A 21,108-nucleotide genomic window follows, 5' to 3' on the forward strand; every position below is an offset into this window, starting at 1 on the left:
AAAAGGATCACCTTGAAGAGCGATTATTTCGAGCTTTCGGGTGGTGCTGCTGCAACGCCGTGCCCTTGGCCGCGCAAAAACTCCCTATATCGGCATTCTCAAGGAATTTGCTCTCGTCACAAGGCTTTGGTGATCCATTTGGGATCCGCGTGCGTAAGAATAATATGTCCAGTTTTCGCGGCGGAGGTTTGCGTGGCCCTAGACCTGTCTTTCGGAGTTCCCCAGCGCGTTGCGGTGATTGGCGGGGGCATCTCGGGCCTCGCCACCGCATGGCTCTTGTCTCATCGCTGCCGCGTCACGCTTTACGAGGCGGCACCCCGACTTGGCGGCCATGCCCGCACGGTTGTCGCCGGGCGCTACGGCGACCAGCCGGTGGACACGGGTTTCATCGTTTTCAACTACGCCAACTACCCGCATCTGACAGCGCTCTTCCGCGATCTCGACGTGCCGGTGCAGCGCAGCGACATGAGCTTCGGCGTCTCTTTGGATGGCGGGCGACTGGAGTATGCGCTGCGCTCGGGGAACGCGCTTTTCGGCCAGCGCAGCAACCTCGCACGGCCCGGCTTCTACGCGATGATCCGCGACATCCTGCGGTTCAACCAGCGGGCCGAGGCGGTGGCCGAGGCGCGCCCGGATGCCTCGATCAGCGAGCTGCTGGACATCATGGGCCTCGGCGGCGCCTTCCGCGAGCGGTATCTCTACCCGATCTGCGGCGCAATCTGGTCCACACCCTCGGCGCGCATTGGCGACTTCCCGGCGCAGGCGCTGATGCGCTTCCTGCGCAACCACGCGTTGCTCTCGGCAGGCGGCCAGCACCAGTGGTGGACGGTTTCCGGCGGCAGCCAGAGCTATGTCTCGCGCCTTGCCGACGCGCTCGAGGCGCGGCAGGTGTCGCTGCGTCCCGGCACCCCGGTGCGTCAGGTGACGCGGGATGACCGCCACGTGCAGGTGATGACCGACGGCGAGGCCCCCGAGACCTTCGACCAGGTGGTTTTTGCCTGTCACGCCGATGTCGCCCTCTCGCTTCTGGAAGCGGCCAGTGCCGATGAACGTCGCGCGCTCGGGGCGGTGAAGTTCCAGGACAACCATGCCGTGCTGCACCGGGATGCCCGGCTCATGCCGAACCGCCGCCGGTGCTGGAGCTCCTGGGTATTCCGCAGCGAACCCGGGGCTCCGGCCGACGTGCCCGTCGGCGTAACTTACTGGATGAACCGGCTGCAGGGCATTCCCGACAGCGACCCGATGTTCGTCACGCTCAATCCGCAGCAGGATATTCCCGACGAACTGATCTACGACCAGAACACCTTCCGCCACCCTGTGTTCGATCTGGGCGCGCTCGACGCCCAAGGGAAGATCGCCGCGCTGCAGGGGCAGAACCGAAGCTGGTACGCTGGCGCCTGGCTGCGCAACGGCTTTCACGAGGACGGATTCGCCAGCGCCGTGCGCATCGCCCGGCAGATGCTGCCCGCCGCGGTGGCCGCATGAGCGCCAGCCTCGCGGCCCAGCTCGAAGGCGGCGAGCTGCTGCACCTGCCCGCCCGGGTCACCCACGCGCGGCGCGGCGGCATCCATCATGCCTTTGCCTACAAGGTCGATTACCTGCTGCTCGATCCCGAGCGGGTGCGGCGACGCACCTTCTTCTCGCGCAATAGCTTCAACCTCTTCGCGCTGCATGACCGCGATCACGGCGGGGCTCGCGGTGCCGGCGAAGGCGCAGCCTGGGCGCGCAAGGTGTTTGCGAGCGCGGGACTCGAACGCACGACCGTGGCGCTGATGACCCAGCCGCGTTTTCTCGGCTACTGGTTCTGCCCTGTGTCCTTCTGGCTGGCGCTGCGCGGCGATGAGCTGTTGGCGGTGATTGCCGAAGTGAGCAACACCTTTGGCCAGCGCCACAGCTACCTGTGCCATCATGCCGGCTTCGCGCCGATCCGCGCCGGAGACGAGTTGACCGCGACCAAGGTCTTCCATGTCTCGCCCTTTCAGGACGTGCGCGGCAAGTATCTCTTCCGCTTCGCCATCAGCCCCGCCGCCACGGCCATCGCGATCCACCAGATCGATGGCGCCGAGGGGCTGATCGCAACGATGCACGGCGATTTCGCCGCCGCCACGCCGAAGCGCCTGCTCGGCGCGGCGCTCAAGCGTCCCGGTGGCACGATTCGCGTGATTGTGCTCATCTACTGGAATGCGCTCCGCCTGAAACTGAAGGGGGCGGACTACCGTCCGCTTCCCTCGCCGCCCGAAAACGAGGTCAGCCAATGATCCTGCCCGTAACCGCCCTGATGAAACGCCGCTTCCTTTCGACGCTCGAGCGCATCGAGACAGGCCAACTCACCCTGATCACCCCCGAGGGCACCCGTCACCGCTTTGGCGACACCGGGCCCGAAGCGGACATCCATATCCACGATTGGGCGCTGCTGCCGGCCTTGGCGACACGCGGCGAGGTGGCGCTTGGCGAGACCTATGTGGCGGGCCTCTGGCACAGCTCGAACCCTGAGCGGCTGATCCGCCTGGTGCTCGACAACCTGGATGTGGTGGAGCACTACGTCACCCCCGGTCCGCTGGCCCGTTTGCGCTTCCGGCTGATCGACCGGGTGCTGCGCGCCAACAGCCTGAGCGGCTCGTCGCGCAACATCCGGGCGCATTACGACGTGGGCAACGAGTTCTACCAGCTGTGGCTCGATCCGGGCATGACCTACTCCTCGGCGCTTTTCGCGGACGGCGAAGGCGACGAGGCCCTGCCCCGCGCGCAAGACCGCAAGTACGACCGCATCCTGTCACGGCTGAACGACGCGCCCTCGGTGCTGGAGATCGGCTGCGGCTGGGGCGGCTTTGCCGAACGCGCGGCGGAACAGGGACGCCAGGTGACCGGCATCACTCTCTCGCCCAGCCAGAAAGGCTATGCCGACGCCCGCCTCGACGGGCGCGCCGAGATTCGCTTGCAGGACTACCGAGCAACGCAAGGGCGCTTTGCCAACATCGTGTCGATCGAGATGATCGAGGCGGTGGGCGAGCGTTACTGGCCGGTCTATTTCTCGACCATCAAGGACCGGCTGGCCGAGGGCGGCCGCGCCGTGTTGCAGGCGATCACCGTGCAGGACGCCGAGTTCTCGCTCTACCGCAAGCGCACCGACTTCATCCGCCAGCACACCTTTCCGGGGGGCATGCTGCCCTGTAACGCGGTGCTGGCGCGAGAGGCGCAAAAGGCTGGGTTGGTGCTGCGCGAAAGCTTCGCCTTTGGGCAGGACTATGCGCGGACGTGCCGGATCTGGAAGAGCGGGCTGCTGCGCCAGCGCAAGCGAATCGAGAGCCTCGGCTACGGCGAGAGCTTCCTGCGCAGTTGGCAATTCTACCTCGATGCCTGCGCTGCCACCTTCGCCAGCGGCCGCACCGATGTGGTGCAGGTCGAGATGCGCCACGCGAACGAGGCCTGACCCAGCCGCAGCGCCACGGTTATTGCCCTCAAGCGGCCCAATTTCGCCCCAGTTGGGAACTACGGCTGTGTACCGGCGGGGCGGATGGCGCCCCGAAGGTTCATGCCGCGCGAGGATCCCGACATGGTGCGCAATTTTGGAATGTCATTGTTTCTTCTGGCGGGTGTCGCTGGGCCGCTGGTCGCCGCCGAGCAAGAAGTGAAGATGATGGGGCTGGGCTACTTTCCCGATGAGATCTACGTCTCGGTTGGGGACGTGATCAATTTCGTGAACGAGTCTTCCATCCCCATGTCGGCCACGGCCACCGACGCGAGTTGGGATTCTGGCGTGTTGCAGCCGGGCGAGAGCTTTGCGCTGGAAGTGACCGACGGGATGCAGGGCGCCTTCGGCGACACCCACGATGCCGAAAGCGCCGCCGCCGGCTACATCGACTACGTGAATCCGGCGCCGCTCGAACTCGAGAACAACTCCTGATCCGGCTCAGATCGGCTCGATCAGCTCCGGCCCCTCGGCACGGTTGGAATTGACCGCCGGGTCGACCCTGTGCACCTGGAGCGACGCGTCGGGCGCAGCCTTCATCAGCGTGGCCGCGCCCCGCCCCTCCTCGCCCAGCCAGAGGCCCCAGTCCTTCGGCTGCAGGATCACCGGCATTCGGTGATGCACCTGCGCCATCTCGGCATTGGCGCTGGTGGTGACAATGGCGCAGGTGCGAAAGCCCTGTCCCTCGCGCTCCCAGTCCTGCCATATGCCGGCGAAGGCCAGCACCTCACCCCGGACCGGCGCGATGTACCACGGCAGGCGCTTGCCATCCTCGGTCCTGGTCCATTCGTAAAAGCCGCTCGCCGGGATCAGGCAGCGGCGCGCGCGGCAGGCGCCGCGGAAGGCGGGCTTTTCGGCGATGGTCTCGGCGCGGGCGTTGATCAGAAGTGGGCCGTCATTGGGCGCCTTGTACCACTGCGGGATGAAGCCCCAGCGCATCGAGACAAGCAGCCGCGTGCCGTCCTCGGAGCGGATCACGTGGACGTCGTTCGTTGGGCAAACGTTGTAATTGGGCACAGGCGGCAAGTCATTGCCGGGCATGGCCTCGAAGATCTTGGCCATGGCATCGTCAGGAAGGGTGACCGCGAAACGTCCGCACATGTGCGCTAGGGTAGCGCGCCGCGGGCTGCGCGCCAGCCCCTCAGATGTCGCGCCATTCGCCCGGCGGGATGCCGTCGAGCGTCCAGGCCCCCACCGCCCAGCGGACCAGCCGCAGGCAGGGCAGCCCCACATGCGCCGTCATCCGCCGCACCTGCCGGTTGCGCCCCTCGGTGATCTTCAGCTCGATCCAGGCATCGGGCACCGATTTCCGGAAGCGCACCGGCGGGGTGCGCGGCCAGAGCTCGGGTTCGGGGATCAGGCGCACTTCGGCCGGGCGGGTTATGCCATCCTTGAGCTCCACGCCCTTGCGCAGCTGCGCGAGCTGCGCCTCGGTCGGCGTGCCCTCGACCTGCACGAGGTAGGTCTTGGGCTGCTTGAACTTCGGGTTCGAGATGCGCGCCTGCAGCTTGCCGTCGTCGGTGAGGATCAGCAGGCCCTCGCTGTCGCGATCGAGCCGTCCCGCGGGGTAGACGCCCGGCACCTTCACATAGCTCGACAGCGTCTCGCGCGCGCTGCCTTCGGTGCCCTTGTCGGTGAATTGCGACAACACGTTGAATGGCTTGTTGAGAAGGATCACCCGGGCCATGTCACGCCTCCCATCTCACACCTCCCTGCGCGCGGCAAAGAACTCTTTCAGCAGCATCTCGGCCTCGGGGGCGGCGAGCCCGTCGTAGACCTCGGGCACATGGTGGCACTGCGGATGCGCGTAGACGCGCGCGCCCTGCGCCACGCCGCCGGACTTGGGGTCAGACGCGCCGTAGTAGAGCCGCCGGATGCGGGCGAAGGAGATCGCCGCGGCGCACATCGGGCACGGCTCCAGCGTCACGTAGAGATCATGCTCGGGCAGCCGTTCCGAGCCGAGCACGGCACATGCGGCGCGCAGGGCCAGAACCTCGGCATGGGCAGTGGGATCGTTCAGCTCGCGCGTGCGGTTGCCAGCCGAGGCCAGCACCTCGCCCGCGGGCGAGACGATGACGGCGCCCACCGGCACCTCGCCGCGGGCGGCGGCCGCGCGCGCCTCGGCCAGCGCCTGATCCATGTGAGAGCGAAATTTCATCCCGCTCGCTTAGCGCGAAGCGCGGCGCTTGGCGAGTCGGCTTCCCCCGGCCCCGCCGATGCAGTATGGCGAAAGGCATGAGCAAACCCCCGTCGCGCCCCGCCAAACCCTCCGGTCCCAAGTCCCGTGCCAGCACGGGTCCGAAGGCTGCTCCGAAAGCCGGTTCGAAGCCCGGCGCCAGGCCAGGATTCAAGGGCGGACCGAAGGGTGAATTTGCAGGCGGTGCGCGCGGCGCAAAGCCCGAGGGCAAAACGTTCGGCAAACCGGCCGGTAAGCCCGCCACCAAGCCCAAGGGCCGCGGCATCGTCCGCGACGAGGCAGAGTACGCAAGCGCTCCGCGCGGCGGTTTCAAAGCGGGCGGCAAGCCCGGTGCGACGCCCGCCCCCCGCGGTGCCCGTCCCGGCCCGAAGCCTGCGCCCGAGCCTCGGCCGACCGGCACGCCGATCGCCACCGAGGACGGCCGCATCGCCAAGGTGCTGGCCCGCGCCGGGGTCGCCAGCCGCCGCGAGGCGGAGAAGATGATCGAGGAGGGCCGCGTGTCGGTGAACGGCAAGGTGCTGGAGAGTCCCGCGCTCAACGTCACCGCGAAGGACCGGATCACCGTCGACGGCGTGCCGCTGGCCGCGCCCGAGGCACCGCGCCTCTGGCTCTATCACAAGCCTGTCGGCCTCGTGACCACCACCAGCGACGAGAAGGGCCGCGAGACGATCTTCGACCGGCTGCCCGAGGATCTGCCGCGGGTGATGAGCATCGGGCGGCTCGACCTCAACTCCGAGGGGCTGCTGCTGCTGACCAACGACGGCGGCATCAAGCGCAAGCTCGAGCTGCCCTCGACCGGCTGGCTGCGCAAGTACCGCGTGCGGGTGAACGGCTCGCCCACCGAGGACATGCTGAAGCCGCTGCGCGCGGGCATCATGGTGGAGGGCCAGAAGTTCCAGCCGATGGAGGTCACCCTCGACCGCCAACAGGGCGCCAATGCCTGGCTGACCGTCGGCCTGCGCGAAGGCAAGAACCGCGAGATCCGCCGCGCCATGGCCGATATCGGCCTGACGGTGAACCGGCTGATCCGCGTGTCCTACGGGCCGTTCCAGCTCGGCGAACTGAAGGAAGGTGAGGTGCAGGAGCTCCGTCCCAAGGTTGTACGCGACCAGCTCGGGCTGGAGGGCGCGAAACCCGACAAGCCAGCGCCCCAGCGCCAGCGCCGCGGTCCACCGCCCAAGAAACGCTCCTGACGAAAGCGAATGCGGCGGCAGGCGGGCGCAGGCGCCCAAATGCGGTCATTCTTGTCCTAATGCGCCGTTAACGCTCAAGAAGTTTTCACGGATTGGGCGGGATGACGCCCTCATTTCGCCCGGATTCGGCGACAATCTCAGGGGCATGAGCACACTTCTCGCCCTGACCATCCTTGCCGCGACCTCTGCCCTCGTTCTGGGCAATATCCGCGTTGTCGCGATCGACACCTTCCGCGCGCTGGCCGACGCCACCTCCCGCGCCCGCGCCAGTGGCACATTGGGCGCGAAACTGGCCTTCGGGCTGCTCTGGCTGATGATCTTCCTGCTTGGGTATGTATGACCCGGCCCCGTCCCGACCAAGCGCGCGCCGCCTGACGGTGCCGCCCCCTTCCCGGTTGCCCGGTCAGAGACCCGCGGCCGTCATACCATGGACCCAACCACGGACCTGAGCATGAGAATGACACGACCTTCTCGCCAGCAGCCCCAATCCCCCGGCCCGCTCGAATCCGGCATTGGCGTCCTGATGCTCGCGGTCTTCCCGCTGCTGCTGCTGCTCTTCCAGGGCCCGCCCGCCACCGCATTCACCGCCGTGCTGATGCTTTCGCTCTTCGCTGTGGCGGTGCGGCTGATCCACCGCGGCGCGACCATTGCCGCGGCCTATGATGCCGCAGAGAGCGCCAAGGCCCCGCGCCTGCCCCGCAAGATGATCGGGTCGGCGCTGCTTGGCCTGCTTGTGATGATTCTCGCCGGGCACCATTTCGTCTCCCTGGTGATGCCCTTCGGGCTCGGCGTGCTCGGCTTCGGGCTCGGCGTCGCCGCCTTCGGCAGAGATCCGCTCACCGACAAGGAAGGCGCCCCCGGCGAGGAGCTCCGCCAGCTGCGCACCCAAGAGACGCTCGACCGGATCGACGCGGCGATCACCGTCGCCGTGGCCGATGTTGCCGCGCTTGGCGATGCAGAGCTCAGCCGCCGTGCCGAAGCCCTTCAGTGCGGGGTGATGGGGCTGCTGCACGCGATATCGCAGGATCCGCTTGCCGCACGCCGCCTGCGCAAGCCCGTGGCGCGCTTCCTCGACCTTCTTGGCAAGGAGAACGCCCGGCTGATCGACGCCTGGAACACCGACGACCGCCTTCGGGCGCGGCGGCGCTACCTCGGTCGGCTGACCGCCCTCGGCGAAGCCTTCGAGGACCGCCTGCGCAAGGCAGGCGCCGAGCAGGGCCGCGACGCCTACGACGTCGAAGCGGAGCTTCTGTGGAACCGGATGGTCGACAAGCAGGTCGCCTGAGGCTTCCCTACCGGAACTCCCCCCTAGCAAGTACCCTGCGAACCGCTTAGGTTCTTGTTGAACCGAGAGAGCTTGCGGGGACCATCATGACCGACAAGGGCTTGCGCAAGGTGGCCTACGTGCTGCTGATCGTGCTTCTCTTCGGAGTCACTTCCGGCTGGCTGGGAGGGCTCTGACCTTGGCACAACGCTACGGCGGAAAGTACAGCCCCGACGGGTCTTCCACCGACGGCAAGACGCAGGACGAGCGCCCGCTCTACCATGGCGCGCGCGTCGATCCCGTTGGCGCACGCTCGAACGTGCTCTTTGTGCCGCCCATCATCCTTGCCGCGACCTCGCTCACGTCCGGCGCCGCCGGGCTGGCGGTCGGGCTGGTCGGTGCCGGCGTGCTTTTGCTGGGCGCCTGGCTGCTGCGCGACGGGCTGCGTGCCCAGGCCGCCTACGACGAGCGCAAGATCGCCCGCCGCCCGGCGATTCCCCGGAAATTCTTCGCCGCGGTCTGCGCCGGTGTCGGCGTCGGCCTCGCCGCCCTCAAGACCGATCCCGGCATGGTCGCCCCGGTGCTCTACGGCCTGTCGGCCTTTGCGTTGCACATCGGCGCCTTCGGCATCGATCCGATGAAGCACAAGGGCATGGAAGGCGTCGACACCTTCCAGCAGGACCGCGTTGCCAAGGTTGTGGACGACGCGGAGACCTATCTTACCGCCATGGAGGACGCGGTGCGCCGCGCTGGCGACCGCCAGGTCGAGGCGCGCGTGCAGCGCTTCCATTCCAAAGCCAAGGACCTCATCCGCACCGTCGAGGAAGACCCGCGCGACCTGACCGCCGCGCGCAAGTACCTGGGCGTGTACCTGATGGGCGCGCGCGACGCCGCGGTGAAATTCGCCGACATCTACAGCCGCACCCAGGACCGTGGTGCGAAATCCGATTTCATGATGTTGCTGACCGACCTCGAAGAGAGCTTCGGCCAGAAGAACCAGAAGCTCCTGCTGGATAACAATGCCGATCTTACGGTGGAAATCGACGTGCTGCGCGACAGGTTGCAGCGCGAAGGCGTGCGACTGAAAAAGCCTGAATGAGAGACAGTCACGGAGGAAGTCCGATGTCCGAGAATGTGAGAACCAAGGCCCAGCAGGAGCTGGCACTGGTGGAAGAGGTGAATGCTGTGATCCTGCCCGACCCCAAGCCCGCGGATGAGGTTGAGAGCTTCGAGGCGGCCTCCCCCGAGGTGACCGAGGAGATCCGCGCGCGCATGGACGAGATCGACATGGATGACACCCAGTCGATCGTCTCCTTCGGTTCCGCCGCCCAGGCCGAGCTGCAGGAGATCAGCCAGGCGATGCTTTCCGACGTGCGCAACAAGGACGTCGGCCCGGCGGGCGACAGCCTGCGCGACATCGTCACCACCATCCGCGGGTTCTCGGTTTCGGAACTGGACGTGCGCCGCAAGCGCAGCTGGTGGGAGAAGCTGATCGGCAAGGCCGCCCCAATGGCCAAGTTCACCGCCCGCTACGAAGAGGTGCAGACCCAGATCGACAAGATCACCGACAACCTCCAAAAGCACGAGCATACGCTGCTCAAGGACATCAAGTCCCTGGATATGCTCTATATCAAGACCCTGAACTTCTACGACGAGTTGGCGCTCTACATCGCCGCCGGCGAGAAGAAGCTCCAGGAAATCGACGCCACCGGCATTCCCGCCCGCGAAGCGGCCGTCGAGGCCGCGTCCGAGGATCAGAAGGTGATGAAAGCGCAGGAACTGCGCGACCTGCGTGCCGCCCGCGACGATCTCGAGCGCCGCGTGCATGACCTCAAGCTGACGCGGCAGGTGACCATGCAGTCGCTGCCCTCGATCCGGCTGGTGCAGGAAAACGACAAGAGCCTCGTCACCAAGATCAACTCCACGCTGGTCAACACCGTGCCGCTCTGGGAAACCCAGCTGGCGCAGGCGGTGACCATCCAGCGCTCGTCCGAGGCCGCCGCCGCCGTGCGCGACGCCAACGACCTGACCAACGAGTTGCTCACCTCGAATGCCAAGAACCTGCGCGAGAGCAACGCCGCCATCCGCACCGAGATGGAGCGCGGCGTTTTCGACATCGAGTCGGTCAAGGAGGCCAATGCCGACCTGATCGCCACGATCGAGGACAGCTTGCGCATCGCCGACGAAGGCAAGGCGCGCCGCGCCAAGGCAGAGCAGGATCTCAAGCACATGGAGGCCGAGCTGCGCGACACGCTGGCCTCGGCCAAGGCGCGCTCCACCGGCACCGGCGACGTGGCGGCGACCTCGGTTCCCGCGGGGTCGTGACCATATGCGGAGGTGGGCTCGTTTCGTACTGGGTATCTTGGTTTGCGCGGGCCTCGCGGCCTGCGACAGTTCCGCCCTTGCACCGCGCAGCACCGGCGTGATGCCCCAGCCCCGCCCGTCGGGGCTGAGGCCCGAACCGCCGGCCGCGATCGCCACCCCGCGCCAATCCCTCGCGAGCTACGATCTCGAGGTTTATTACGCGAGGGTGCAGGCGGACCTGCTCTCGCAGGGGCTGCTGCGCACCGATGGCGGCGGTCCCGACACCCCGATCACCGACACCATGCTGGCGCGCAACTTCGAACGCATCGCGCTGGCCGAGGAATACGCCCGCGGCGAGGGGCTGAAACCCTCGCGCGGCGAGCTAGGCCGCGTGAAGAAATGGGAACAACCGGTGCGGGTCTCGATCGAATTCGGCGCGCACGTGCCGGAAGACCAAAAGGTGACCGACAGCAACATGCTCGGCTCCTATGTCAGCAGGCTCGCCAAGATCACCGGCCACCCGATTTCCATGTCGACCAATCGACCCAACTTCCACGTGCTCTTCATGTCGCAGGACGACAAGGCCGACGTCGCCCCGCGCATCAAGCAACTCGTGCCCGACGTGAACCCCACCGCGCTGTCGGTCTTCGACAACCTCCCGCGCGAGATCCACTGCCTCGTCATCGCCTTCTCCGAGGAACCGGGCGGCTATGCCTACGGCCAGGCGATCGCGGTGATCCGCTCCGAGCACCCCGATCTGCTGCGCCGCTCCTGCGTGCACGAGGAGGTGGCGCAGGGTCTCGGCCTTGGCAACGACAGCCCCGAGGCGCGGCCTTCGATCTTCAATGACGACGACGAGTTCGCCCTGCTCACCAGCATGGACGAGAAGATGCTGAAAATCCTCTATGACCCCCAACTCAAGCCCGGCATGGATGCCGCCGCCACGCGGCCGATCGTGGCGGAGCTTGCCGCGCAGCTCACCGGCGGGCTCGGGCCGAGCTGAGAGCGGGTCAAGACGACGGGCCACCACAAGGTCAGACCAAGACAGGAGACGATCATGGGTATTTTGGATTTCCTCTCGGGACAGTTCATCGACGTCATCCACTGGACGGATGACACCCGCGACACGATGGTCTGGCGCTTCGAGCGCGAGGGGCACGAGATCAAGTATGGCGCCAAGCTGACGGTGCGCGAGGGGCAGGCAGCGGTTTTTGTCCACGAGGGCCAGATCGCCGATGTCTTTACCCCGGGTCTCTACATGCTCGAGACCAACAACATGCCGATTATGACCAGCCTGCAGCACTGGGATCACGGCTTCCGCTCGCCCTTCAAGTCCGAGGTCTATTTCGTCAACACGACGCGCTTCAACGGGCTGAAGTGGGGCACCAAGAACCCGATCATCTGCCGCGACCCCGAGTTCGGCCCGGTGCGGCTGCGGGCCTATGGCACCTATTCGGTGCGCGTGTCGGATCCGGCGAAATTCCTCGTCGAGATCGTCGGCACCGATGGCGAGTTCACCTCGGGCGAGATCAGCTTCCAGATCCGCAACATCATCGTGCAGGAGTTCTCACGCCTCATTGCCTCCTCGGGGATCCCCGTGCTCGACATGGCGGCCAACACGCAAGAGCTGGGCCAGATGCTGTCCAAGGGCATTTCGGCCACCATCGCGGAATACGGGCTCACCCTGCCCGAGCTCTACATCGAGAACATCTCGCTGCCCGACGCTGTGGAACGGGCGCTCGACAAGCGCACCTCGATGGGGGTGGTCGGTGATCTCGATGCCTACACCCGCTTCCAGGCTGCCGAGGCGCTGGGGGCCGAGGGATCAGCGGCCGGGCAGGCCATGGGCACCGGCTTTGGCGCCGGCATGGGCATGGCGATGGGGGGCGCGATGACCGGCGCTCAGGCAGGGCCGTGGGGCGCGCGTCCGCAGCAAAGTGCTGCCGCCGCTCCGCCTCCCCCGCCGCCGCCGCCGGTCGAGCACGTCTGGCACGTGGCTGCGAATGGCGAGACGCAGGGGCCTTTCTCCAAGGCGCGCATGGGCCGGATGGTGACCGAGGGACAGCTGACCCGTGAAAGCTATGTCTGGACCCAAGGGCAGGACGGCTGGAAGCGCGCCGAGGACGTGACCGAGCTGGCACAGCTCTTCACTGTTCTGCCGCCGCCTCCACCGGGAGCGTGACGGGACTGTAGGAGGCGGGCACCGGCGCCTCCGTTTCCGCCTGCCCCAGCAGCGCCGGGGCAAGGCAGGCATCCGCCGGGAAGCTCACCGCGTCGTCGCGCGTCGCCGGGAAAGGCCGCGTGGGGCTCACTTGCGAGGCGATCACCAACCGTCCGTTCAGGCACAGGTCCTGCGCCGCGTTGCCGATGTTGAAGCCGAAGCCCTCGCGCCCGCAGTCGGTGCCGAAGCCGTTCATGTTCCACGCCTGCGGCATCGGGCTTTGCTCGCTGAATACCTCGAAGGCGTCCTGTTTCGGGCGGAAGGTCAGCGACCAACTGGTTTCGTCGGTCTTCATCCCGAGCGCCCAACGACCGATCGGCTCGTCCTCGAAATAGCCATCGACCATGAAGCACTCGACGTCCTCGGCATAGACGTAGTCGCGTTCGGCCAGCGCCGCATCGATGGCGATTGCCCCGCGCATCTCGTAGCCGCCGTTGCCCCGCCACTCGAAGCGCCAAGCCAGATCCGAGGCCAGCCCCGTGCCCGGCCAGCCCGCCACCGCAAGCGCCGCAATGCCCGCGCCTTTCGTCCAACTCCGCATGTACTGCTCCGCCGTGCCTCGCATGCGCATCAGCGTAGACACTGCGGCTCGGAATGCAAAAGTGCCGAGAGTGAACTTGTCGTGTGCGCGCCTTCCTCAAGGCGGGGGCGCGCGCAACGGGACGGCGAAACCTCTTCGGGCAAGAGCCCCGTATCAAAACCGGTTTTCACCGCCGCTCGCTCCGCCTAGGGTGGCCCTGCCGGAAAAAGGCGGATCTGGAGGACCTTCGGGCATGAACGAAACCCACCGTTTTCCCTGCGAACAATGCGGCGCCGACTACCGCTTCGACCCGGCGTCCAACGAACTGGTCTGCGACCACTGCGGCCACAGCCAGCCGGTCGAATCTGCCGGTCCTTGGGAAAGCGACATCCGCGAACTCGACTTCCGCGCCGCCATGGACAACCTCCTGCCGTTGCAGGAGATGGAGGAGTTGCGGGTCACCAAATGCCCGAACTGCGGCGCCGAGGTGGAGTTTGACCCAGATGCCCATGCCACAGAATGCCCTTTCTGCGCGACGCCAGTGGTCGCCGATACCGGCACCAACCGGCAAATCAAGCCCAAGGGAGTGCTGCCCTTCGCGCTTGACGAAACGACCGCGCACAAGGCGATGAACGATTGGCTCGGGCGGCTCTGGTTCGCGCCGAACGGGCTCAGGGACTACGCGCGCAAGGGTCGCAAGATGCAGGGGATTTACGTGCCCTACTGGACCTTCGACGCCAAGACCCGCAGCGCGTACAGCGGCGCGCGCGGCACCGTCTACTACGAAACCCATACCGTTATCCGCGATGGCAAGCGCCAGCAGGTACAGGTGCCCAAGGTGCGCTGGACCCCGGTGCGGGGACGGGTGGCCCGGTTCTTTGACGACGTGCTGGTGCTGGCCTCGAAGTCGCTGCCCAAGCGTTTCACCGACGCGCTCGAGCCCTGGGACCTCAGCCGGCTCGAGCCCTACCGCCCCGAGTTTCTCGCCGGGTTCCGCGCCGAGGGCTACCAGGTCGACCTTGACGCCGGCTTCGTCGAGGCGCGGCACCTCATGGACCGGCAGATCACCCGCGACATCAAGTTCGACATCGGCGGCGACCAGCAGCGGATCACCTCGGTCGACACGCAGGTCTCGGAGGTCACCTTCAAGCACGTGCTGCTGCCGGTCTGGCTGGCGGCCTACAAGTTCCGCGGCCAGACCTACCGCTTCGTGGTCAATGGCACCACCGGGCGGGTGCAGGGCGAGCGCCCCTGGTCGGCCTGGAAGATCGCCGTGGCGATCATCCTCGGCACCATCGCCGCAGCGCTGATCGGCTACATGTTGTCACAGTCGCAGGGCAGTGGCGGCTTCACGGTGCCCATTGGCTATTGAGCGCGACCGGGGCTCCGCGCTAGGTATAGCGCTAACACATCTCAGAACACGAGGGAGCGCGAGATGATCCTCTGCTGTGGCGAGTCGCTGATCGACATGCTGCCCCGGACCAGCTCCGGCGGCGAGCCCGCCTTTGCCCCGGTGGCCGGTGGCGCGGTGTTCAACACCGCCATAGCGCTGGGGCGGCTGGGGGCGCCTGCGGGCTATTTCGGGGGCCTGTCCACCGACCTCTTCGGCACCATCCTCGCCGAGGCGCTGACCGCCTCGCAGGTGGATTTTGCCGCCTGCCCGCGCTCCGACCGCCCCACGACGCTGGCCTTCGTGACCCTGGTCGACGGGCACGCGCGCTATGCCTTTTACGACGAGAACACCGCCGGACGGATGCTGGCGGAGTCTGACCTTCCCAAGCTCGGGGATGAGACCTCAGCGCTCTTCTTCGGCGGCATCAGCCTCGTGTCTGAGCCCTGCGCCGACACCTATGCCGCACTCTGCGCGCGGGCGGGAGAGCGGGTGGTGATGATCGATCCCAACATCCGCCCCGGGTTCATCAAGGACGAGGCGCGCTACCGCACCCGGCTCGCCGGGATGCTGGCGCGGGCCGATATCGTGAAGATCTCGGACGAGGACATGGAGTGGCTCGGCACCACTCCCGAGGCGCTGATCGCGGGCGGCACCGCGCTTGTGCTCGAGACCCGTGGTGCCGAGGGCGTTCTCGCGGTGACCGCGCGCGGCCGCATCGACGTGCCCGCGACCCGTGCGACGGTCGTCGACACCGTCGGCGCCGGCGACACGTTCAACGCAGCGCTGCTGGCGGGGCTGGAGCGGGACCGCCTGCTGACCCGCGCCGCCCTGCGCGAGGCCACCCTCGACGCACTGCGCCCGGCGGTTGCACTCGGCGCGCGGGCGGCAGCGGTGACCGTCAGCCGCGCCGGCGCCAACCCGCCCTGGGCGCACGAACTGGAGGCCGGCGCATGAGGGCGCTGATCCAACGCGTCTCGGAAGCCAGCGTGACGGTCGAAGGCGCGGTGGTCGGCGAGATCGGCCCGGGCCTGCTGATCCTCATCTGCGCCATGCAGGGCGACACCGAGGCGCAGGCCGACAAGCTTGCCGCCAAGATCGCCAAGCTGCGCATTTTCCGCGACGACGAGGGGCGGATGAACCGCTCGGTGCTCGACACCGGAGGCGCGGCGCTGGTGATCAGCCAGTTCACCCTCGCCGCGGACACCCAGCGCGGCAACCGCCCCGGCTTTTCCGCCGCCGCCGCCCCGGCGGAGGGCGAGCGGCTCTACGAGTATTTCGCCGGGCGCGTAGCGGCGCAGGGCATCGCAACTGCCACCGGCCGCTTCGGCGCCGACATGAAGGTGGCGCTGCTCAACGACGGGCCGGTGACGATCTGGATGGACAGCGAGGACTGAAGCCCCGCCGGATCACAGTGTCGATCCGTCGACCAGCGTCCCGCGCAGGTAGGCCAGCCGCAGAACTGCACGGGCCAGCGCGTACCTCTGGGTGATCTCTTCCTCCTGCGCCCGCAGCGCGCTCGAAAGAGGGCCAAGGAGCTCCGCCGCGGTCATCTGCCCGGTGCGTTCCATCTGCCTTGCGCGAACTGCCTCCGCCACGGCCGAAGCCCGCATCTTTTCCGCCTCGCCGAGCCCAATGCGTAGGGCCTCGCGCTCCCGTGCCACCGCAGCGATCTCGAAGTCGCCCGGGGTTGACTCCACCGGCGACCAGCGCGGGCCCGCGGTCGGCGGAGCCCAGTCCCCCGCCTCGCTGCCCTCGCCGTCATAGCCAAAGGCTTCCTCCAGCGCGGCCAGTTCCTCGGGCGAGCGGCGCGCATCAAGGCCATCGAACAGCATGTTAAGGGTCCGGCGTTCCTGCGCCTCGACTCCGGCGCGCAGGATACCGGCCTGCAGCTCCGAGAGCAGCGGCGGCGAGACCAGCTCGCGTATCGCGCCGATGCCCGCAACTCCACCGAGCCGGCTGTCGCCCATCGCCGCCAACTCGGAGCGGGCGCGCTGCGCCTCTGCCCCGGCATCGACCCGTTCCGCGCGCAGCCACGCCACCCGGGCGCGCAGCTCTTGCAGGCGCTGCGCGGGGACGAGGCCCGCCGCGACCGCCCGCGCAATCGGCCAGTCTAGCGAGGCGACATCGCGATAGGCCGCCTCGAGCAGGTCCGCGCGAGCGTGCGCCTCCTCGGCATCGAGATGGTGACCGATCGCCTCGAAGACCTGCCCGTTTGCCCCGTCCACCAGCGTCAGCGCGGCCTGGTCAATCTCGGCCAGGGCGAGGTCGCGTTCGGCCTGCTTGCGCGGCGTGTCGAAGCGCTCGGGCCGGGACTGAACGCTCTGCGACATATGCGCCAGCACTGCCAGCGACAGGTGCGGGCCGAGATCCGGCAGCCAGTCCAACTCGTCGGCCTTGCCACGCAGCCAGGCCAGGCGCAGCTCGGAGACCGACCGGAAGCCGCCGCCCTCCAGCACCGCACGCGCGATGGCCGCGTAGGGCGTCCCGGGCAGAATTGCTCCCGGTCTTTGCGCCAAGGTTCCGATCACTTTGCCCCGACCGTCGGCGCGCAGGCGCATGGCCTGCGGCGCGGTCGTCCCAACGGGGTCCGAACCCGCGTTGGTGTATACTTGCATGCATCCGGGCAGCAACGCGACCAGCGCAATGCCGCAGCCCAGACGGAAAGACGATGCACGCATCTCTCCTCCCCTCGATCACTCGTTCAACACACGCGGCAACGCGCCGCTCTCCTACAATCCCGCAGGGCGAGAGATCCCACCGCCCGGCACCATTTGCCCCGGACGTGGCAAGGCGGCCACGGCGCGCCGGTCAGGACGCGCCGTAGCCGCACTTGTCGAAGATCGCACCGCTCTGCCTGAATCGGGCCGCTCTTGTAATGGGACCGGCGACCGTGCTCCTGCACCGGGGTTACCTTATTTTCGCCACATTCAACGAGCTCACGGGTGCGCACGGCCCACGATCGCGACGCTGTCGTTGCTGGAATGCCGCATGGTCGCCGGGGCGACAGTTCAGCCCAGCAGCGCGGAGATGAGAGGAATCTTGTGCGGCGCATCGCAAAGAGTGAGCAACAGCTCGGAAAGCTCGGGCTCGTCCACCCGCTTGGCGGCGGCCTTGGGAGTGAACCACTTGCGCTTGCGTTCCTTGCGCTCTTTCCAGTCGCGCGAGAGCGTGTCGACGATCATCGGATAGACCCGCACACGGCAGCGCAGCGCCGTGCCGTCATCGCGCTGCTTCGGGTAGTGATAGACGCCGATCTCTTTCTTGCCGATATGCCCCTTGGCCCCCGCTTCCTCGAGCGCCTCGATCTCGGCCGCAGCCCAGGGCTTCTTGCCGTCCATCTCCCAGCCCTTGGGCATCACCCAGCGCCCGGTATCGCGCGAGGTCACCATCAGCACCCGAAGCTTTCCGGTCTTGTCCCATTGCATGGGAAGCGCCGCGATCTGCTCACCGAGTGAGGTCATTCCGTCCGATACCTATTGGGAAACCCAAGCCTGTTACGTGAGCAATGTAACCAGGATGTGACGACGGACAATGCGGGACGCTGAAACGGCAAAGGGCGACCCGGTCCGGGCCGCCCCCAGGCAGAAGCACTTGGCGGGATCAGTTGTCGTCTTCGGCTTCGGCCACCATGCGCGCGTCCTCGCGCAGTTCTAGCCACATCGCGTTCATCACCGCGAAGAGCGCCGCCAGCGGGAGGCCGAGGATCCAGGCGAAATACCACATAAGGTCTCTCCTTGTTTCAGTAGGCGCTGTGCGAGCGTGTCACGTCTTCCTCGGTGACCTTGCCCCAGAGCACTTTGTAGACCCAGGCCGTGTAGGCCAGGATGATCGGCAGGAAGATCACCGTCGCAACCAGCATGACAAAGAGCGTCAGGTGCGAGGACGAGCTGTCCCAGACTGTGAGCGAGCTGCGCGGATCGACGGTCGATGGCAGGATGAACGGGAACATGGTCAGCCCGACGCTGGAGATCACCCCGAGGATCGCCAGTTTCGACCACAGGAAGGTCGAGACCTCGAACCCCTCACGCAACCCGCGCACCGCCATAAACATGCCGCTGAAGCCGAGGATCGGCGCGATCAGTATCCACGGGCGCTCGGCATAGGCCATGAGCCACGAGCCCTCGTGCGCCACCTGCTTGAAGAGCGGATTCGAGGGGCCGTCCGTCACGATCTCCGAGGTGATGTGGAAGCCGTCGATGCCGAAAGCCAACCACAGCCCCGCCAGCGCATACCCACCGGCGGCAATCATCCCGGCCACGGTGCCGATGCGCTGCGCACGGAAGGCGACCATTCCTTTGGTCTTCACCGAGAGCCAGGCCGCGCCGTGCATGATCAGCATCGACAGCGAAACAACTCCGCAGAGCAGCGCGAAGGGCCGCAGCAGCCCGAGGAACTTGCCATAGAAGGTACCGTCGTACATCGGCATCAGGTCCTCGGTCAGGTGGAAGGGCACGCCCAGCAGCACATTGCCCACCGCCACACCGAAGAGCAGCGCCGGGGCCGCGCCGCCGACGAAGAGCGCCCAATCCCAGCCGCTGCGCCAGCGCGCACTCTCGCGCTTGGAGCGATACTTGAACCCCACCGGGCGCAGGATCAGCGCCGCGAGGATGGCGAACATCGCCAGGTAGAAGCCCGAGAAGCTGACCGCGTAGAGCGGCGGCCAGGCGGCGAAGATCGCGCCGCCACCGAGGATGAACCAGACCTGGTTGCCCTCCCAGACGGGTCCGATGGTGTTGATCACCACGCGGCGCTCGACATCGGTCTGGCCGACGAAAGGCAGCAGAGCGCCGACCCCCATGTCAAAGCCGTCGGTGAGCGCGAAGCCGATCAGCAGCACGCCGAGCAGCGCCCACCAGATCAGGCGGAGAACTTCGAAACTGATAAGATCATGCAAGATCATGACGGTTACTCCGCAGGTACATCGGCAAAGGGGCCCTTGCCGTCATGAGTGCGCAGCCGGTGCTCGTGCCGCGTCATCCATTGTTCGGTTTCCTCGACATCCTCCTGCGGACCCTTGCGGATGTATTTCAGCATGAGGCCCATCTCGATGATGAAGAGCACGGTGTAGAAGAGCGCGAAGCCCGCGAGGGTGAACAGCAAGTCGCCAACGCTCAGGTTCGAGGCCGAGAGCGCGGTTGGCAGGATGCCGTCGACCGTCCAGGGCTGGCGGCCGTATTCGGCCACGATCCAGCCCATCTCGGCGGCGATCCAGGGCATCGGGATCCACGCTACGGCGAGCATCAGCGCCCAGCGGGGATATGTCCCGCGTCGGAAGTTGCTGAGCACGAAGAAAAGCCCGGTGAGCGCGATGAACGAGAAGCCGAGGCCGACCATGATGCGGAACGACCAGAACAGCGGTGCCACGCCCGGCACGGTGTCATCGGCCGCCATCTTGATCTGCTCCTCGGTCGCCTCGCGCGGGTCGTCCACATAGCGCTTCAGCAGCAGCGCGTAGCCAAGGTCGGCCGAGTGCCGCTCGAAGCTCGCCCGCACCTCCTCCGGGGCGGCGTCGCGCTCGGCGCGGATCGTCATCAGCTCGTCATAGGCGATGATGCCCGAGCGGATGCGCTGCTCGGATTCCGCGACCAACTCATTGATGCCGGGGATTTCCTCGGTCAGCGAGCGGGTGCCGATCAGCCCCATGACCCAGGGAACATGCACTGCGTAATGGGTCTCGCGCGCGTTCTGGTCGGGAAAGCCAATCAGGGTGAAATGCGCGGGGGCGGGCTCGGTCTCCCACATCGCCTCGACGGCGGCGAGCTTCATCTTCTGGGTGTGGCTGGCCGAGTAGCCCGACTCGTCTCCCAGCACGACCACCGACAGCGAAGCCGCGAGCCCGAAAGAGGCCGCGACCGAGATCGACCGGCGCGCCAGCTCCACGTGGCGGCCTTTCAGCATGTACCAGCACGATACGCCCAGCACGAAGATCGAGGCGGTGATATAGCCCGCCGAGACGGTATGCACGAACTTGGCCTGCGCCACCTCGTTGAAGACCACCTCGGCGAAGTTGGTCATCTCCATGCGCATGGTCTCGGGATTGAACTCGGCCCCGACCGGATTGACCATCCAACCGTTGGCGATGAGGATCCAGAGCGCCGAGAAGTTCGATCCGATCGCCACCAGCCACGCGACGATGCAATGCCCGACGCGCGACAGCTTGTCCCAGCCGAAGAAGAACAGCCCGACGAAGGTCGCCTCGAGGAAGAAGGCCATCAGCCCCTCGACCGCCAGCGGCGCGCCGAAGATGTCGCCGACGTAGTGGCTGTAGTAGCTCCAGTTCATGCCAAACTGGAATTCCATGGTGATCCCCGTGGCCACCCCGAGAACGAAGTTGATCCCGAACAGCGTGCCCCAGAATTTCGTCATCTGTCGCCAGATCGGACGCCCCGTCATCACGTAGACCGTCTCCATGATCGCGACGAGGATCGACAGACCCAGCGTCAGCGGCACGAAGAGGAAGTGATAGAGCGCCGTCATCGCAAACTGCAAACGCGACAGCTCGACAACATCGAGCTCCATGTCAGTACTCCTCTGCGCATGTGGCCTA

At 66.8% G+C, this 21,108-nt stretch carries 22 protein-coding genes and 1 pseudogene; 14 read left to right on the top strand and 9 right to left on the bottom strand.

The window, feature by feature from the left end; translation table 11 throughout:
* Positions 1–192 precede the first annotated feature (192 nt).
* The 4 genes from CEW88_RS12070 to CEW88_RS12085 all read left to right on the top strand — a co-directional run bounded on the left by CEW88_RS12070 (position 193) and on the right by CEW88_RS12085 (position 3,904).
* The gene (locus tag CEW88_RS12070) at positions 193–1,485 is read left to right on the top strand and encodes an NAD(P)/FAD-dependent oxidoreductase (RefSeq protein ID WP_108967109.1); all 1,293 of its coding nucleotides are present in this window, start codon (positions 193–195) and stop codon (positions 1,483–1,485) included.
* On the top strand, positions 1,482–2,258 hold the full coding sequence (locus CEW88_RS12075; RefSeq protein WP_108967111.1) for a DUF1365 domain-containing protein: 777 nt from the start codon (positions 1,482–1,484) through the stop codon (positions 2,256–2,258). Before CEW88_RS12070 ends, CEW88_RS12075 begins: the two co-directional genes overlap by 4 nt.
* Complete coding sequence (locus tag CEW88_RS12080) at positions 2,258–3,430, top strand: SAM-dependent methyltransferase (RefSeq protein WP_108967800.1); 1,173 nt, start codon at positions 2,258–2,260, stop codon at positions 3,428–3,430. Before CEW88_RS12075 ends, CEW88_RS12080 begins: the two co-directional genes overlap by 1 nt.
* Before the next feature lie 141 nt (positions 3,431–3,571).
* Positions 3,572–3,904, top strand: a complete 333-nt coding sequence (locus tag CEW88_RS12085) for a hypothetical protein (RefSeq protein WP_254694398.1) — start codon at positions 3,572–3,574, stop codon at positions 3,902–3,904.
* Positions 3,905–3,910: 6 nt separating this feature from the next.
* On the opposite strand, the gene CEW88_RS12090 is transcribed toward CEW88_RS12085, so the two are convergent.
* Genes CEW88_RS12090 through CEW88_RS12100 form a run of 3 tightly spaced genes read right to left on the bottom strand, consistent with a single transcriptional unit; the run spans position 3,911 to position 5,627 of the window.
* Complete coding sequence (locus tag CEW88_RS12090) at positions 3,911–4,570, bottom strand: SOS response-associated peptidase (RefSeq protein WP_108967113.1); 660 nt, start codon at positions 4,568–4,570, stop codon at positions 3,911–3,913.
* Between the two features lie 40 nt (positions 4,571–4,610).
* Positions 4,611–5,156 carry a pseudouridine synthase gene (locus tag CEW88_RS12095; RefSeq protein ID WP_108967115.1) on the bottom strand — a complete coding sequence of 182 codons (546 nt, stop codon included), beginning with the start codon at positions 5,154–5,156 and terminating at the stop codon, positions 4,611–4,613.
* A 15-nt stretch (positions 5,157–5,171) separates the two neighbouring features.
* Positions 5,172–5,627, bottom strand: a complete 456-nt coding sequence (locus tag CEW88_RS12100) for a nucleoside deaminase (RefSeq protein WP_108967117.1) — start codon at positions 5,625–5,627, stop codon at positions 5,172–5,174.
* 302 nt (positions 5,628–5,929) lie between these two features.
* On the opposite strand from CEW88_RS12100, the pseudogene CEW88_RS25205 reads away from it, so the two are divergent.
* The 7 genes and pseudogenes from CEW88_RS25205 to CEW88_RS12135 form a co-directional block, all read left to right on the top strand.
* Positions 5,930–6,850, top strand: a pseudogene (locus CEW88_RS25205) (pseudouridine synthase); the annotation flags it as partial.
* Positions 6,851–7,004: 154 nt separating this feature from the next.
* On the top strand, positions 7,005–7,199 hold the full coding sequence (locus tag CEW88_RS12110; RefSeq protein ID WP_108967119.1) for a hypothetical protein: 195 nt from the start codon (positions 7,005–7,007) through the stop codon (positions 7,197–7,199).
* 117 nt (positions 7,200–7,316) lie between these two features.
* Positions 7,317–8,144: a hypothetical protein gene (locus CEW88_RS12115; RefSeq protein ID WP_254694400.1), complete on the top strand. Its 828-nt coding sequence runs from the start codon at positions 7,317–7,319 to the stop codon at positions 8,142–8,144.
* Between the two features lie 178 nt (positions 8,145–8,322).
* Complete coding sequence (locus tag CEW88_RS12120; RefSeq protein WP_108967123.1) at positions 8,323–9,222, top strand: 5-bromo-4-chloroindolyl phosphate hydrolysis family protein; 900 nt, start codon at positions 8,323–8,325, stop codon at positions 9,220–9,222.
* A gap of 23 nt (positions 9,223–9,245) precedes the next feature.
* Positions 9,246–10,448, top strand: coding sequence for a toxic anion resistance protein (locus CEW88_RS12125; RefSeq protein WP_108967125.1), 1,203 nt, complete (start codon positions 9,246–9,248; stop codon positions 10,446–10,448).
* Between the two features lie 4 nt (positions 10,449–10,452).
* The gene (locus tag CEW88_RS12130) at positions 10,453–11,430 is read left to right on the top strand and encodes a DUF2927 domain-containing protein (RefSeq protein WP_108967127.1); all 978 of its coding nucleotides are present in this window, start codon (positions 10,453–10,455) and stop codon (positions 11,428–11,430) included.
* A 54-nt stretch (positions 11,431–11,484) separates the two neighbouring features.
* Positions 11,485–12,609, top strand: coding sequence for an SPFH domain-containing protein (locus CEW88_RS12135; protein ID WP_108967129.1), 1,125 nt, complete (start codon positions 11,485–11,487; stop codon positions 12,607–12,609).
* Here the strand turns inward: CEW88_RS12135 and CEW88_RS12140 are convergent.
* On the bottom strand, positions 12,575–13,189 hold the full coding sequence (locus CEW88_RS12140) for a hypothetical protein (protein WP_193989036.1): 615 nt from the start codon (positions 13,187–13,189) through the stop codon (positions 12,575–12,577). The two genes, CEW88_RS12135 and CEW88_RS12140, sit on opposite strands and share 35 nt — an antisense overlap.
* Before the next feature lie 232 nt (positions 13,190–13,421).
* Between CEW88_RS12140 and CEW88_RS12145 the strand changes: the two genes are divergently transcribed.
* From CEW88_RS12145 to dtd, 3 genes are all read left to right on the top strand, one after another.
* On the top strand, positions 13,422–14,540 hold the full coding sequence (locus CEW88_RS12145; RefSeq protein ID WP_108967131.1) for a TFIIB-type zinc finger domain-containing protein: 1,119 nt from the start codon (positions 13,422–13,424) through the stop codon (positions 14,538–14,540).
* Between the two features lie 63 nt (positions 14,541–14,603).
* Positions 14,604–15,515 (top strand): carbohydrate kinase family protein, encoded by a 912-nt coding sequence (locus CEW88_RS12150; protein ID WP_108967132.1) that lies wholly within the window; start codon positions 14,604–14,606, stop codon positions 15,513–15,515.
* Entirely contained in the window at positions 15,512–15,955 is a 444-nt protein-coding gene (gene dtd / locus CEW88_RS12155; RefSeq protein WP_108967134.1) for a D-aminoacyl-tRNA deacylase, read from the top strand. Before CEW88_RS12150 ends, dtd begins: the two co-directional genes overlap by 4 nt.
* A 12-nt stretch (positions 15,956–15,967) precedes the next feature.
* Here dtd and CEW88_RS12160 read toward each other — a convergent pair whose 3' ends face one another.
* From CEW88_RS12160 to CEW88_RS12180, 5 genes are all read right to left on the bottom strand, one after another.
* Entirely contained in the window at positions 15,968–17,239 is a 1,272-nt protein-coding gene (locus CEW88_RS12160) for a hypothetical protein (protein WP_108967136.1), read from the bottom strand.
* Positions 17,240–17,569: 330 nt separating this feature from the next.
* Positions 17,570–18,022, bottom strand: coding sequence for an NUDIX hydrolase (locus CEW88_RS12165; RefSeq protein WP_108967139.1), 453 nt, complete (start codon positions 18,020–18,022; stop codon positions 17,570–17,572).
* 139 nt (positions 18,023–18,161) lie between these two features.
* Complete coding sequence (gene cydX / locus CEW88_RS12170) at positions 18,162–18,284, bottom strand: cytochrome bd-I oxidase subunit CydX (RefSeq protein WP_108967141.1); 123 nt, start codon at positions 18,282–18,284, stop codon at positions 18,162–18,164.
* Positions 18,285–18,300: 16 nt separating this feature from the next.
* A complete protein-coding gene (gene cydB, locus CEW88_RS12175) occupies positions 18,301–19,461 on the bottom strand; it encodes a cytochrome d ubiquinol oxidase subunit II (protein ID WP_108967143.1) in 1,161 nt (386 codons plus the stop codon).
* A gap of 5 nt (positions 19,462–19,466) precedes the next feature.
* Entirely contained in the window at positions 19,467–21,080 is a 1,614-nt protein-coding gene (locus CEW88_RS12180; protein WP_108967145.1) for a cytochrome ubiquinol oxidase subunit I, read from the bottom strand.
* Between the last annotated feature and the right edge of the window lie 28 nt (positions 21,081–21,108).

Origin of the sequence: Alloyangia pacifica (genome assembly GCF_003111685.1) — a bacterium.
GTDB classification, from domain to species: domain Bacteria; phylum Pseudomonadota; class Alphaproteobacteria; order Rhodobacterales; family Rhodobacteraceae; genus Salipiger; species Salipiger pacificus_A.

Excerpts from the sequence above, each read along its gene's own strand:
- CEW88_RS12075 (WP_108967111.1), top strand. The coding sequence starts at position 1,482 with ATGAGCGCCAGCCTCGCGGCCCAGCTCGAAGGCGGCGAGCTGCTGCAC.
- CEW88_RS12085 (WP_254694398.1), top strand. The coding sequence starts at position 3,572 with ATGTCATTGTTTCTTCTGGCGGGTGTCGCTGGGCCGCTGGTCGCCGCC.
- CEW88_RS12090 (WP_108967113.1), bottom strand. The coding sequence starts at position 4,570 with ATGTGCGGACGTTTCGCGGTCACCCTTCCTGACGATGCCATGGCCAAG.
- CEW88_RS12095 (WP_108967115.1), bottom strand. The coding sequence starts at position 5,156 with ATGGCCCGGGTGATCCTTCTCAACAAGCCATTCAACGTGTTGTCGCAA.
- CEW88_RS12100 (WP_108967117.1), bottom strand. The coding sequence starts at position 5,627 with ATGAAATTTCGCTCTCACATGGATCAGGCGCTGGCCGAGGCGCGCGCG.
- CEW88_RS12110 (WP_108967119.1), top strand. The coding sequence starts at position 7,005 with ATGAGCACACTTCTCGCCCTGACCATCCTTGCCGCGACCTCTGCCCTC.
- CEW88_RS12115 (WP_254694400.1), top strand. The coding sequence starts at position 7,317 with ATGACACGACCTTCTCGCCAGCAGCCCCAATCCCCCGGCCCGCTCGAA.
- CEW88_RS12125 (WP_108967125.1), top strand. The coding sequence starts at position 9,246 with ATGTCCGAGAATGTGAGAACCAAGGCCCAGCAGGAGCTGGCACTGGTG.
- CEW88_RS12130 (WP_108967127.1), top strand. The coding sequence starts at position 10,453 with ATGCGGAGGTGGGCTCGTTTCGTACTGGGTATCTTGGTTTGCGCGGGC.
- CEW88_RS12135 (WP_108967129.1), top strand. The coding sequence starts at position 11,485 with ATGGGTATTTTGGATTTCCTCTCGGGACAGTTCATCGACGTCATCCAC.
- CEW88_RS12140 (WP_193989036.1), bottom strand. The coding sequence starts at position 13,189 with ATGCGGAGTTGGACGAAAGGCGCGGGCATTGCGGCGCTTGCGGTGGCG.
- CEW88_RS12145 (WP_108967131.1), top strand. The coding sequence starts at position 13,422 with ATGAACGAAACCCACCGTTTTCCCTGCGAACAATGCGGCGCCGACTAC.
- CEW88_RS12150 (WP_108967132.1), top strand. The coding sequence starts at position 14,604 with ATGATCCTCTGCTGTGGCGAGTCGCTGATCGACATGCTGCCCCGGACC.
- dtd (WP_108967134.1), top strand. The coding sequence starts at position 15,512 with ATGAGGGCGCTGATCCAACGCGTCTCGGAAGCCAGCGTGACGGTCGAA.
- CEW88_RS12160 (WP_108967136.1), bottom strand. The coding sequence starts at position 17,239 with ATGCGTGCATCGTCTTTCCGTCTGGGCTGCGGCATTGCGCTGGTCGCG.
- CEW88_RS12165 (WP_108967139.1), bottom strand. The coding sequence starts at position 18,022 with ATGACCTCACTCGGTGAGCAGATCGCGGCGCTTCCCATGCAATGGGAC.
- cydX (WP_108967141.1), bottom strand. The coding sequence starts at position 18,284 with ATGTGGTATTTCGCCTGGATCCTCGGCCTCCCGCTGGCGGCGCTCTTC.
- cydB (WP_108967143.1), bottom strand. The coding sequence starts at position 19,461 with ATGATCTTGCATGATCTTATCAGTTTCGAAGTTCTCCGCCTGATCTGG.
- CEW88_RS12180 (WP_108967145.1), bottom strand. The coding sequence starts at position 21,080 with ATGGAGCTCGATGTTGTCGAGCTGTCGCGTTTGCAGTTTGCGATGACG.